This is a genomic window from Lentzea sp. NPDC036955 (genome assembly GCF_055608005.1).
In genome coordinates, this window is the sequence record NZ_JBVJRC010000014.1 from 84547 (window position 1) to 97452 (window position 12906).

7 protein-coding genes are annotated in these 12906 nt (G+C 72.2%); 3 read left to right on the forward strand and 4 right to left on the reverse strand.

Features of this window, described 5'->3' with window-relative positions; all coding sequences use genetic code 11:
- Nucleotide 1 precedes the first annotated feature (1 nt).
- The 3 genes from eccB to ACZ7CF_RS37555 are packed head-to-tail and all read left to right on the forward strand — an operon-like array spanning nucleotide 2 to nucleotide 7365.
- Nucleotides 2-1375: a type VII secretion protein EccB gene (eccB, locus tag ACZ7CF_RS37545; protein WP_470372042.1), complete on the forward strand. Its 1374-nt coding sequence runs from the start codon at nucleotides 2-4 to the stop codon at nucleotides 1373-1375.
- 48 nt (nucleotides 1376-1423) lie between these two features.
- Nucleotides 1424-4021 (forward strand): hypothetical protein, encoded by a 2598-nt coding sequence (locus tag ACZ7CF_RS37550; protein WP_470372043.1) that lies wholly within the window; start codon nucleotides 1424-1426, stop codon nucleotides 4019-4021.
- The gene (locus tag ACZ7CF_RS37555) at nucleotides 4021-7365 is read left to right on the forward strand and encodes a right-handed parallel beta-helix repeat-containing protein (protein WP_470372044.1); all 3345 of its coding nucleotides are present in this window, start codon (nucleotides 4021-4023) and stop codon (nucleotides 7363-7365) included. The genes ACZ7CF_RS37550 and ACZ7CF_RS37555 overlap by 1 nt, the downstream gene beginning before the upstream one ends.
- Before the next feature lie 62 nt (nucleotides 7366-7427).
- Here ACZ7CF_RS37555 and ACZ7CF_RS37560 read toward each other — a convergent pair whose 3' ends face one another.
- From ACZ7CF_RS37560 to ACZ7CF_RS37575, 4 genes are all read right to left on the reverse strand, one after another.
- On the reverse strand, nucleotides 7428-9536 hold the full coding sequence (locus ACZ7CF_RS37560) for an Hsp70 family protein (RefSeq protein WP_470372045.1): 2109 nt from the start codon (nucleotides 9534-9536) through the stop codon (nucleotides 7428-7430).
- 147 nt (nucleotides 9537-9683) lie between these two features.
- Nucleotides 9684-10184 (reverse strand): hypothetical protein, encoded by a 501-nt coding sequence (locus tag ACZ7CF_RS37565; RefSeq protein ID WP_470372046.1) that lies wholly within the window; start codon nucleotides 10182-10184, stop codon nucleotides 9684-9686.
- Nucleotides 10185-10395: 211 nt separating this feature from the next.
- Nucleotides 10396-11715, reverse strand: coding sequence for a PrnB family protein (locus ACZ7CF_RS37570; RefSeq protein WP_470372047.1), 1320 nt, complete (start codon nucleotides 11713-11715; stop codon nucleotides 10396-10398).
- Nucleotides 11612-12523, reverse strand: a complete 912-nt coding sequence (locus tag ACZ7CF_RS37575) for a cytochrome b5-like heme/steroid binding domain-containing protein (protein ID WP_470372048.1) — start codon at nucleotides 12521-12523, stop codon at nucleotides 11612-11614. Before ACZ7CF_RS37575 ends, ACZ7CF_RS37570 begins: the two co-directional genes overlap by 104 nt.
- Nucleotides 12524-12906: the final 383 nt, after the last annotated feature.

Sequence of the window (12906 nt, forward strand, 5' to 3'; positions counted from 1 at the left end):
GGTGCAGACCAAGAAGGACCACGTCCACGCCTACCAGACGCTCGTCGGCCGGATGAGCTCGGCGTTGTTGCTGGGGGACACCAACTACAGCGAGGCACCCGCGCGGCGCGCCCTGATGGGCCTGGTGTTCGGGCTGGTGCTGGCGCTGCTGATCGGCGTTGCGTTCTGGGTGTACGGCCTGATCAACCCCGGCGGCAACACGGCGTGGAAGAAGCCCAACGCCATCCTCGTGGAGAAGGAGAGCGGCACGCGGTTCGTGTACGAGCGGGGACAGCTCGTGCCCGTGCTCAACCACGCGTCCGCGATGCTCCTCAAGGGCGCCGGCGCCAAGGTCGAGTCCATCTCACGGGCCTCGCTCGCCGGTCTCGAACGCGGCCAGCCGGTCGGCATCCCCGACGCGCCCGACCCGGTGCCCCCGGCCTCCTCGCTGGTGGCCGGGCACTGGCTGTTGTGCCTGCCGCGCAGCGCCGGCGTCGAGGTGGAGGGCACCGGTCTGATGAGCATGACCGTCGACCCCGACGTGCCCTCGGCCCCCGTCGCCGGGACCGAGTACCTCTGGGTGGCGTCCGCCGAGGGCCAGCAGTACGTGGTGTGGGGCAACCGGAAGCTGCGGCTCACCGACCCGCTCGTCCCCCTGGCGCTCGGGCTCGGCGGGGGCAAGCCGCCCGTCGCGCCGCCCGTGTGGCTCTCCGCGCTGCCGGACGGCCCCGAAGTGGGACCGGCGGTCATTCCCCAGCAGGGCAAGAAGAACGTGGACGTCGGGGGTGTCGCGCGGCCGGTCGGCACGGTGTTCCGGCACGTGGCCGGCAACGGCGTCGAGAACTTCTCCGTCCTGCGCGAGGACGGCCTGGCCCCGGTGTCGCGCACCGAGGCCGTGCTGCTGCAGGCCAAGAACGGCGGCGCCGCCGTCGAGATCGGGTCCGAGGCGCTGGCGAGCGCACCGCACTCGGACGACGACTCGCTCGTGAAGCGCGTTCCCGACCTGCTGGCCGCGAAGCCGGTTCCCGCAGGGGAGCGCGCGTTCTGCCTGCGCCAGCAACCCGACGGCGCGGAGGTCGTGAGCCAGGCCGTCACGGTCGACCGCGCGGACGCGGGGTTCGGCATGAACGAACGGGTCGGGGTGCGCGCGAAGCCCGGCACCGGGGTGCTCGCCGCGTCGGTGCCCGCCCCGAAGGGTGCCGGTGCGAAGCCCGACCGCTACCTCATCACCGATCGCGGCCTGAAGTACCGGCTGGCCGACGACGACAGCATCAGCGCACTCGGGTTCGGCGGTGTCGCACCGGTACCGGTCGCCGCCGGGGTGCTGGCGCAGATTCCCAGCGGTCCGGGCCTCAGCCGGGCCGCCGTGGGCGTGAGTGGGAAAGGACGTGGCTGAGTGAGCCTGCTGACCAGGAGGCCGGATCACCGCGGTGGTGACCGGGACATGACCAGTCACACGATCGGCAACGCCCTCGTGGTGCACCCGCGCGATGTCCTGCGCGACGAGGTCCGCGACATGGCGCTGAACCTCGCCGCCGACCCCGACCACGAGCTCGTCGTGGTCGACCTGCCACCGTCGAGCACGTTCACGACGTGGGAGTCCGCGGCGAAGCTGTTGCCCCGCAAGCGACGTGGCGTGCGGCTCGTCATCGGTGGCCGCACCAGGGAGACGACGGTGCTCGCGGGCCAGTGGTTCTCCGAGCGGCTCGGCCGCACCGTGATCGCACCCGACGGCACGGTGATGCCGGGCGTCGGCGGCTCGCTCTTCGTCGACGCGGGCTGGGGCACCGGGTGGGTGCGGTTCCAGCCGGGCAAGCCCCCCAAGCGGGACGGCAAGCGCTTCCCCAGGCCCACCTGGGAGACCGTGTCCGCGCTCGCCGAGGTCATGCCGACCAGCGCGAGCGCGGTGAGCGAGCCGTTGCCCGGCGGGGTGTGGCTGCGTCCGCGCGGGTCGGAGAGCCTGCTGATGCAGCACCGGCAGCGGCTGATCGAGACCATGCCGTGCCAGCCCGACGTCTGCACGATCGTGCTGGGCTGCCCCGGCGCCCCTCCGATCACGCTCTACGACATCACCCGGTTCTGGAGCTGGCTGCCCCAGGACCTGCGGGCCAAGCTGCGCGTGGTCAGGTTCGGCCCGATGACGCTGCCCGACAGCGGCCCGTACGGCCAGCACGTCGCCGACGCGCTGGGCGAGCAGATCACCTGCTACAACGGTCTGCCGGTCGGGTCGCGCACCGATCCCCGCATCGTGACCCTGCGCTCCGACGGCACGCCGGGCTGGCAGCCGTTCGCGCTGGAGGTGGCCTACTTCCCCGCCCAGCAGGGGCAGGCCGCACCGCTGCCGGCCCTGCTGAGCTACCGGGACCCGCTGTTCGGCATCGAGGAGGTCGAACCGGCCGTCTACCGGTACACCCAGGACGTGCTGCTGGAGGTCGTCCCCGCGGGGCTCTGGGTGCGCCTGGAGCAGGAGGTCGCCCACGCTCCGGCGGTCAGGACGGCCGAACCGGACGGCGAGCGGCACCTGGTGCTGTTCGAGGAGGGCGTCGACGCGGTGGCACCGGAGGTGCGGCGCGCGGCCCAGGACCTGCTGGGCAGGCTCGACTCGCAGACGCGCCGGGTGAGCGAGCTGGTGCCCGCACTGGCGGTCGCGCGGCAGCGCAACCAGGTCGGCGGCAAGGCGTGGGGCGTCGTGGAACAGCAGCCGGCCGAGCCGGTCGCCGCTCCGGTGCTGACCCCGGCCACCGAGGTCGCGCCGCTGCCGCTGCCGGTGGCCGAGCCCGCTGTCCCGTCGCTGCCGGCCCCCGCACCGCACCTGCCGCGCGAGTTCACCACGGCGCCGACCGACGCGCCGTTCGCCCTGGAGCCGTCGTTCGAGACGGCGACGGTCCGCCTGGAGAACGGGCAGCTGGTCGCGGACCCGCTGCCGGCGCAGTCGCCGCTGGTCTCCGAGTCGGCGCCAGCGCCGGCGTCTTCCGCGCCAGTGCTGGACTTCGGACCGGTCTCCGCGCCTCCGGCGAGCACGCCACCGCTGCTCCCGCCCTCGGCACCCGACCTGACCGTCGCCGAACCCGCTGCTGCTCCGCCACCGGAGCGTCCGGCCGAACCCGCGGTCACCGAACCCGCGGTCACCGCGCCTGCCGCGATCCCGGCCGAGGAGCCGCCTGCGGCAGAAGAACCGGCACCGCCGCAGGCCGCGGCACGCCCGGTGGTGACGGTCGTGCAACCGACCCCGGCGGCCGCCGCGGCGGCGCTCGTTCCGCAGCGCGGGCTGGAGGAGGAACGGGGCTGGCTGCGCCGCACGCTCAGCCAGGAGTACGCGGCCGTGGCCAACTCCGTGAACCGCGTGCTGTCGGAGCACCCGGGGTTCCAGGGCGCGATCGAGCGGTCGTCCGGCGCGGTGCTGACCGACGCCGTCGCGATCCGGCTGTACCTGTCGCCCAGCGGTGACGGCCTCGACCAGTCCCTGCGCTCGGGCGGGGTCGGCCCGCACGTGCCGTTCGCGCGCTGCGTCGTGTCGGGGCTGAGCAGGCTGCCGTCGCACCGGGGACCGGCGGTGTTCTCCACCTCCCTGACCGAGCAGGAGCTCGACTTCTACGGCGGTCGCAAGCTCGTCACGGAGTGGGGCTTCATCAACGCGTTGAGCGCGCCCTGTGCGCGCCAGTCCGAGCAGAACGACGTCGACGTGCTCGTCTGGTCGATGACGGCCCGGCGGACGAAGCTGCTGGAACCGGACGTCGACGCCGTCGCCGACCGCGTGCTCTTCGTGCCGGGGACGAGTTTCAAGGTGCTGGAGCTGACCCCTCCCGCTGACGGTGCGCGCGGCCGGTTGCTGCTGCGCGAGCTCGCCGCCGGCGAGATCGACCCGACGGGCAAGGTCGACCGCAACCGCGAGGCGCTCGACGAGCTGGCGCTCAACTCGTTGCGGCGGTGCGTGCAGACCTGGGGGGCGGGCACGCAGGAGGCACGGGTCCCCGAGTCGTCGCTGGCGCGCTTCGTCCAGCGGCCGGGGCTCACCAGGACCACGACCCACGAGGAGAGCTGATGAACCGGCAACTTCTGGTGGTCGCCACCGACCGGCCGGGCGCCTACCCGACGATCGGCGCCGCGCTGCGGGAAGCCCGCGACGGCGCGACCATCAGCGTCCTGCCCGGCCGTTACGAGGAGAACCTCGTCATCGAGCGGATGGTCACCATCACCGCCGAGGACGGAGCCGGCACGGTGGAGCTCGTCGCCCAGACCGGCAGCGTCGCGGTCGTGGCCGCCGCGGCGGCCCAGTTCTCCGGCCTGGTGCTCACGTGCACCGACTCCGGTGTGCCGGCCGTCGACATCCGGGCCGGTGAGGTCGCGCTGAACGACTGCCGGGTCTCGGCGTCCTCGTGGGCGGTGCTCGTGCAGGGGCGGGGGAGCCTGGTCCTGCGCGGGTGCGCCATCACCAGCACCGGTGGCGCGGGCATCGTCGTCACGTCGAGTGTCCTCAGCACGGTCGAGGACACCGAGGTGGTCGGCAACGCCTCCTCCGGCGTCGTGGTCACCGAGGACGGCAACCTCGTGCTGCGCCGGGTCGCCGTGCGCAAGGCCGGTGGCAACGGCATCTGCGCCAACGGCCGCGCACGGCTGGTCGTCGAGGACTGCGAGATCGTCGAGGCGGACAAGCCCGCGCTCGTCGTGGAGCAGGAGGCGAACGCGGACGTCCGGGGCGTCAAGATCAGCCAGAGCGCGAGCCTCGACCTCTACGTGCGCAGCACCGGCGACGTCACCGTCACCGACTCCGTGTTCACCGGCGCGGGCGTGCAGTCCGCGCACATCGCGGGCGGTGCCTCCCCCCGGTTGCGGGGCTGCCACTTCACCTCGGCCGGCCGCAACGCCGTCTACGTCACCGGCGGGGCCTCACCCCGGTTCGACGACTGCCGCGTCGGCGCCAGCCCGGTCGGGGTGGTCGTCGACACGGCGTCCAAGGCCGTGTTCGGCAAGCTCACCGTCGAGGGCAGCGACCGCGGCGCCGTGCTGGTCGACTCCGGGTCCGCGGTGGAGCTCAAGGGCTTCCGCGCCACCCCGGCGAGCGGTCCCGCCGTCCTGGTGAAGGGCCAGTCCCGGCTGCTGCTCGCCGACGCCGTGATCGACGTCGGTGACGCGGCGGGCATCTCGCTGGCGGAGTCGGCGCAGGCCGAGGTGACGGACGTGCGCGTCACCGGGTCCGCGGAGCACCTGGTCACCGTGCTGAGCGGAGCACGGGGCGAGTTCGCCTCCACCCTGGTCCGTGGCGGCGGTGTCCACGCGAACGACGCCTCGCTGTCCATGAAGGACAGCGAGGTGGTCGCGGCGGCGGGAGACGGCCTCAGCGCCGGTGCGGGCAGCGTCCTGCAGGCGGTGCGGTGCCGGGTGAGGTCCGCCCGGCGGCACGGCGTGCACCTGCTCAGCGGCGCGCGGGGAGAGGTGCGCGGGTGCGAGATCACCGACAGCGCGGGCGACGGCGTCCTGCTGGACACCGAGGAGGCGGTGACCGTCGCGGACTGCACCGTCACCGGCAGCGGCGGCAGCCCGGTGCGCCGCGCGGTCGAGCACGAACGGCTGTCCGTCACGGGGATCACCACGGGTGAGCAGGCCTCCCAGCGGCCCGCGCAGCCCGCGGCTCCCGCACCCAGGCCGGCCGCGCCGGAACACCCCTCCGGCACCGCGTCCCCGGCGTCGTCCGCGCTCGGCGGTGCGATGGGCGCCGAGCTGGACGGCCCGCTGGCCGAGCTCGACTCGCTGATCGGCCTGGACGGCGTGAAGCACGAGGTGCTCGGTCTGATCAACCTCATCAAGATGTCCCAGCGGCGGCAGCAGATGGGCCTGCCGATGCCGCCCATGAGCCGCCACCTGGTCTTCGCCGGTCCTCCCGGCACGGGCAAGACGACGGTCGCACGGCTCTACGGCTCCGTCCTCGCGGAGCTCGGCATCCTCGCCAAGGGACACATGATCGAGGTCGCCAGGGCCGACCTGGTGGCCCAGTACATCGGTGCGACGGCCATCAAGACGGCCGAGGTCGTCACGAAGGCGATGGGCGGCGTCCTGTTCATCGACGAGGCCTACACCCTGTCGAGCGGGTCGGGCGGCAGCGGCCCCGACTTCGGTCAGGAGGCCATCGACACGCTGATGAAGATGATGGAGGACCACCGCGACGAGATCGTGGTGATCGTGGCGGGCTACTCCGAGCTGATGGAGCAGTTCCTCGCCTCCAACCCCGGTCTGGCGTCCCGCTTCTCCCGCACCATCGAGTTCCCCAACTACAGCGTCGACGAGCTCGTCACGATCACCACCAACCTGTGCCGCAAGCACTACTACGAGCTGACCGACGACGCGGTCGACGCGCTCACCGACTACTTCGAGCGCGTGCCCAAGAACGACACGTTCGGCAACGGCCGCGTGGCCCGCAAGCTGTTCGAGTCGATGGTGAACAACCAGGCGTCCCGGCTCGCACTGGCCCCACCGGACAAGGACACCGAGCTGAACCGGCTCACCGGCCAGGACCTCGCCGCCGAGGTCACCGCGCTCGGCGAGGTGGCGCCCAGGACCGCGGGACCGGACTCGGCCACGAACCCCGTCGCCGCCGTGGAGGCGACGCTCGGCTGGCAACGCGTCGTCGCGATGTCCGGGCTCACCGGCGTCCGCGAAGCCCTGGGCCGCACCCTGGTGCAGCTGTGCGGGCTCAAGGCGCGCAACAAGGGCGTCGGCCGGCACGCGAACGTGGTGCTGTCGGGCAGCAAGGGCATGGGACGGCGCGCGGTGGCCGCGCACTACGCGCAGGCGCTGGCGGAGCTGCGGCTGGTCGACTCCGGTCACGTGACGCGGCTGTCGCTCGGCACGGACCTGTGCCCGCGCTGGCCCGGACAGGCGATGAGCCTGATGGCCACGGCCTTCGACGACGCGCGCGGCGGTGTCCTGCTGCTCGACGTGGACGACGAGTGGGCCGCCGACTCGGCGGAACGCCGCATCGAGGTGCTGGAAGCCTTGGTGGAGGTGACCCGGCGCAACCCGGCCGGACCCGTCGTCCTGCTCAGCGGTGAAGACCTCGCGCTGGCCCGCCTGCTGGAGTTCTCCTCCGAGCTGAGCGGGTGCTTCGCGCAGCGGTGGGACTTCGAGGACTACGACGTGGACCAGCTGGCGGCGCTGGTCGTGCGCCACCTGACCCGCCGCGGGCACGAGGTGCCCGAGGAGGTGACGACCGCACTGCGCGACCTCCTGCCGCACACCCGCGGCCGGACGGCCAGGGACGTGCACCGGCTCGCACAGCGGCTCGCCACCACGGCGGCCTCCCGCACCCTCACCGCCGCCGATCTCGAACTGCTCATGAGGAGCGGGACGCCGCGGGTCGCCGCGGAGGAGGGGCTGGCCTCCGTGGGCTGAGCTGCCAACGCGACCAGCGGTTCCAGCCCGGGCTGGAACCGCTGGTCACGTCAGGGAGAAGCTCAGGAGAGGTCGGCGCAGGGGGTGACCGGCGCCGAACCCGTCGTCCCCAGGGGTTCCCACCGCACCTCGGCGAACTTGGCCTCGAACGCGCCGGTGGTGTGCACCAGGAACGGCACGTCGACGGCGGCCGTGTCCAGGCCCTTGCCCGCGAAGCAGCTCAACGGGATGCGCATCGTCGTCTTCTGCCCGACCGGCAGCCGCTGCAACGGTTTCGTGACGTTGAGCTGCGCCGCACACGGGTAACCGCAGTGGGCGGCGAGCGACACCTCGGCGGTGGGCGCCTTCACGACGACCACGTCGAACGTCAGGGTGCCCTGCTTCAGGTAGGACGTCGCGTCCAGCCGGCCCTGCGGGTTCTGCACGTAGAACTGCGCCGCGCCCTTGCCGGTCCACGTCACCTGCCGCCCGTCCTTCGAGCCGTTGACGTCGGCGGGGCGGACCGCGACCGCCTGCTGCGAGGCCTTGCCGTCCGCCGTCAGCGCGGTGCCCGCCCAGTTGGCCTCGGAGCCGACCATGCTGTGGAACGGCGCCACGTCCCGGCCGTCGTGCAGGAACCTGGGGCCGGAAGACGCCGGGGGAGCGCTGGTGCCGTTCGCCGCGGCCGGGGCCGGCGGTTCGCCGGAGTCCTCTCCCGAGGTCAGCACCACCGCCGCGGTGATGGCGCCGGCGGCCAGCACAGTCACGGCCGCTGCCGCGATCACCGCGGTGTTCCGCTTGCGCGCGGACCTGGTGGGCGGTGTAGTCGTGACGTTGCGACGCCGCACCGGGAGCTCGTCGACGGAGGCGACGGGCCGGATGCCGGGCATCGACGGGCCTGTGGGCAACGACGGGCCTGCGGGCGACGGGCCTGCGTACGGTGGCTGGCCTGCGGGCGATGACGCGCCCGCGGGCACCGACGGACCCGAGGGAGTCGGCAGGTTCGCGTGCACCGGCACGCCCACGGGGACCGGCCCGACCGCAGGAGCCTGCGGCCCCGCCGGGTGTCCGGGCACCGCGTGAGCAGGCACGGCGGACCGGTGAGCAGCGGCCGGCACGGCAGGGGAGCGCTGAAGCGCGTTGCGCGCCAGGGCAGCGGCGCCCAGGGCGACGGAGAGCTTGGGGTGCAGTCCGGCGCGGAGCGGTTTGCCGACGGCCTTGGACAGCGTGTCGGCCACCAGGGGGATCTGGGAGGACCCGCCGACGAGCAGCACGCTCGCGAGGTCGTCCGCGCGCAGACCGGCCGACGAGATCGTGCGGCGGAACGCGTCCGTCGTGAGCGCGAGCTGGGGTGCGATGGCACGTTCGAAGTCCGCGCGGGTCACGGTCACCTCGCGGGTGCCGTCGGGGAGGTCCAGCCGCAGCACGGTGTCCGTGGCCGCGGACAGCTCCTCCTTCGCGCTGCGGCACGCCTCCCGCACCGACAGCAGGACGCGGGCCTGCTCGGCGTCGGCCGCGTCGAGCCGGGTGATCTCGCCGTCCACCCGCTGGTCCACCAGCGCGAGGAGCGAGTCGTCGAAGTCGATGCCGCCCAGCCGTTCGACCCCCTCCGGGGTGCCGAGGATCTCCATGCCGTGCCGCCGCGCCTGCAGCACGGTGGCGTCGAAAGTGCCGCCGCCGAGGTCGTAGACACCGACGATCTCGCCCTCGCCGAGCCTGCGTTCCACCGAGTGGTGCATGGCAGCGGCTTCTGGTTCGGTGACGATGACGGCGTCCTGCACGCCCGCCAGCCGCGGCACCTCCGAGAAGTGCTCGCGGCGGTACGGCCCCCACACCGCGGGGCAGGTCAGCACGACCGACTCCGGTGGCCGTCCCCGCATCGCGGTCGCCAGCGAGACCGCGTCGCGCAGCTGCGCGGCCATCAGGAGCGCGGGGGACCGCACCACGTCGCAGATCTTCAACGGCGTCGGGTCGGCCAGCCGCCGCTTGTGGGAGTGGGAGGCCCGCAGCGGCTGCTTCCTCGACTCCCCGTCCGCGGCGTCACCGGTGATCAGCTCGCCGCCCTCGGTGGCGAACACGACGGAGGACACGACGACGTCGCGGCCGAGCGGGATGGCACGGGTGCCCGAGGCGTCCGACACCGCGGCGGCCGTGTAGGTCGTGCCGATGTCGACACCCAAACCGTAAGACATGCGAGTACTCCATGGTGTTTGCCGCACTGCGGTGACATCCCAGTCAACTGGAGATCGCGGCGACCGGCCGGAACTCGAACCGAACAGGCAGACATGTCTGCCTTCGACCGGCCCACGCGTCCCGGTGACTGCGGAGCCGGAGCGGTCTCAGCCGATGAGCGTCCGCGCTCGCACGGCAGCGGTGACGGACCTCGCCGGGCGCAGGCCGGGCGGAACCACCGCCATGAAGGCCGCCAGCACCGAGCTGGCGGACGGCAGCCGGCGGTCGTCGGCCTTCGGGCAGCGCACCCAGCTCCTGTCCTGGGCGGTCGCGGCGACGTGCACCACCGGCAGCTCGACCGTGCTGGGTGCCATCAGGTAGCGGACGCCACCGGGCATCTGGCACTGCCCGAGCACGGCACCGTCGGACTCCGCGAGCACCACCGCGGTCCTCCCGCGCCGGTCCAGCACCGTGGGAGGCATCTCGATCCCGCTGTGCTCCATGACCTTCCGCGCCCGCAGGAGAAGGGAAGCGGTGGTCTCGAACGCGACCAGTCCTCCGCCGAGCGACAACACGATCGACCTGCCGGCGACCGCCGTGTTCCAGAGCATGCGTTCGCGGTACCACCGCGCGCCGGCCTGCGCCGGCTCCGGCTTGGTGAGCACCATCGGCCACCTCCTCGCTGAGCACCCGTGAGCGGGTGCGGTTCCGAGGTTAGGAGCCAGTTCCGCTCCGGTGTGGGAACAGGTGCTCAGGGGCAGCGCGGTTCTCCCTTGTGGTCCAACGGCGGGCGGATTTCCCCGACCTGGATCGGTGTCGATCCGCCCGCCTCGGCGAGGTCGCGGCACAGCGGCTCGACACCGGGACGATCCGGCGCGATCAGATCTGGTTCTCGTCCACCGCCCGGACGGTGCGCTCGTCCCTCGCCTGCTGGAGCTTGTCCGCCATGCTGGTCCAGGTGGCGTCCGCGATGAAGATCTGGTCGTGCGCGGTGGACTGGTTGCGGCCGACGACGGTGCCCACCCCCAGGTAGTCGACGACCTTGCCCTTGTGCACGCCGAGGAAGCCGTCGTCACCGGCGAACGACGACACGACCTCGTTGAACGCCGCGGAGACCTCCCGGTACCGCGCGGGCGCCGAATCCGCCAGGCCCGTCACGTAGCCGCGCACGTCGAGCTCGCGCACCAGGTCGAAGAAGACCCGGTGCTTCGCGGGAAGCTGGTTGTCCCGCAGGTGGTGCGCGAACTTGCCCAGCTCGGTGTCGTAGCGGGAGCGGCCGATCAGCGCGTCGAAGAAGTGCAGGACCGGCGTCGCGGAGCCGCTCGGGCCGGTCGGGTAGCCGGGAGCGGGCACGTCCCACATGGCGAAGGTCTTGGCCAGTTCGACCGGGTCGCAGTGGGTCGCGGAACCCTTGTGCGGACTGACGCGGCGGAAGGCCTTCATGGCGCCGCGCGCACAGTCGGCGATGCCGGACAACAGGGCGCTGATCTCGCCGTGCGCATCAGGACCACCTTCGGCGAGCAGTTCGGCGAGCCGGCAGGTCAGCGGCACCACCGGTGCGATCACCGAGTTGACCTCCACGAACGCCGAGATGAACACCCGCTCGGCCGCGTTGCCGAAAGCCGGCACCTTCGGGCGGATCAGCTCGATCCTGGCGTCCTCGATGCGGTAGGTGCCGTCGTCGGCGATGCGGTCGGCGTCGATGAAGGTGAAGTTGTTGAAGAAGCTGTCCTCGGTGCTGAGAATGACCTCGGCGCGGCCGAGTCGGTGGTTCACCTGCCGCCACGGGCGTTCGACCACGGCGGGGAGGTCCGAGGAGATCTGCTCGCCGCGTGCGAGGTACATCGGGCCGATCCCGAACCGCCAGTACGACTGGACGATCGTCCCGAGCACCGTCGCGGCCCGTTTGAGCTGGGAGTCGGGCAGGTCGTCCACTCCCGCCGGGATCATCGGGAGGTCGGCGATGATCCGCTGCGCGTGCGGAGAGGTGGTGAGCGTGGGCAGCTGACCCGCGAGCTGTTCCCACGCCTCGTGGGCTCCGGTCAGCGGCCGGTTGGCTGCCGTGCGCGGCATGAACCCGTTGGAGAACGTCAGATCACCGTCGAGGTGCAGCACCTCGGGATCGGAACACGACAGGACGTGGTCCGTGAGCGCGTTCTTCGTGCGCGCATCGGTGCTGCTCAGCGTTGACGAGGTCATGTTCCTCACTGATCCATTCGTTCGCAAGGCACATCATCTTGGTCGCATGACAGGAGGTGGTCTGGTGGACGTTCGCGGCGCGCAGTTCGCCGAGCGCCTCGGAGCCGATGCGCAGCAGGTCGTCCAGGAGCGCCCGGCAGCGCTGCTGCATCTGCCAGGACAACTCGGTCGCGGCGGGTGCGTCCGCTGCGACGACCACTGCCTCCACCCGGCCGGGCACGGCCTCGAAGACCCGCCGCAGCCGTTGCGACGCCGCCGGTTCCACCGGCACGCCCACCGTCTCCGCCAGCGTGTTCAGGAGTGACACGAGGTGGTCTCCGACGAAGTGGCTGTAGAGCTGCCCGACGTAGAAGACGTCGGAGATCGGGTCCCGCGCCGGGTCCGCCTGCACGTCGAACGAGTTGAGCAGAAGCCGCACGTAGTCGACGAACCTGGCGAAGTCCTTCGCGGCAGGCGGGATCGTCAGGGGAGCGACCTCGGCGATCACCTGCTGGTCCAGCTTGCGGGTCACCGCGGCGCGAGCGTGAGCGGTGACGTGGTGGAAGTCCGCGGAAACGTCCCGGCCGAGGTTCGCGAGGAGGACGGACGCCCCGCCGGGGTGGTGTTCCAGGAAGCCCGAGAGATCCAGTACCCGGCCGTCCAGAACCACGAGGGGAACCGAGGTGCTCGCCTGCGCTCGCACGCTCTCTTCCGGAATGCGTCTCACGATGTCTCCCGATCCTTCGAGATATTCGCCCGGCGCAGGTCCCGGGTGGTGGGGGGCTGCCGGCGCTTTGTCCTTGAGCTGGACGGACTGCTCGCCCCACACCCGTTGTGCGTTCGTCGAGCTCGCCGGTCGGTGCCGATGTGACTGCTCACCGGTGCTGCCCAGAGGGATGCTATGGCGCCGGGCTGCCCTGGAGAACGTCCCGTCCCGACGGGCGGAACGAGTTGATCGCCTGACCGGAAGTGCACGGCGGCGCTGTTCCGTGTGCGTTCGGGCAGTACGGAACCAGGACCGGGTGTGACCGGGTTACAGTGGTCGGCGGCTGATCCAGCCGTTCGTACGCCGCGCCGAGGTGTACCCGTCCCGGGTTCGTGCCACCAGGCCGGGCCCGGGATGCATCTTTGTCCACTGAGGACTTCAGTCGGTCGCCTCCTCCAGGCAGGATCGCAAGTTCGTTCGGGCAACGAGCTTGAGCCGCCGCTCGG

Excerpts from the sequence above, each read along its gene's own strand:
- ACZ7CF_RS37555 (WP_470372044.1), top strand. The coding sequence starts at position 4,021 with ATGAACCGGCAACTTCTGGTGGTCGCCACCGACCGGCCGGGCGCCTAC.
- ACZ7CF_RS37550 (WP_470372043.1), top strand. The coding sequence starts at position 1,424 with ATGACCAGTCACACGATCGGCAACGCCCTCGTGGTGCACCCGCGCGAT.
- ACZ7CF_RS37560 (WP_470372045.1), bottom strand. The coding sequence starts at position 9,536 with ATGTCTTACGGTTTGGGTGTCGACATCGGCACGACCTACACGGCCGCC.
- ACZ7CF_RS37570 (WP_470372047.1), bottom strand. The coding sequence starts at position 11,715 with ATGACCTCGTCAACGCTGAGCAGCACCGATGCGCGCACGAAGAACGCG.
- ACZ7CF_RS37565 (WP_470372046.1), bottom strand. The coding sequence starts at position 10,184 with ATGGTGCTCACCAAGCCGGAGCCGGCGCAGGCCGGCGCGCGGTGGTAC.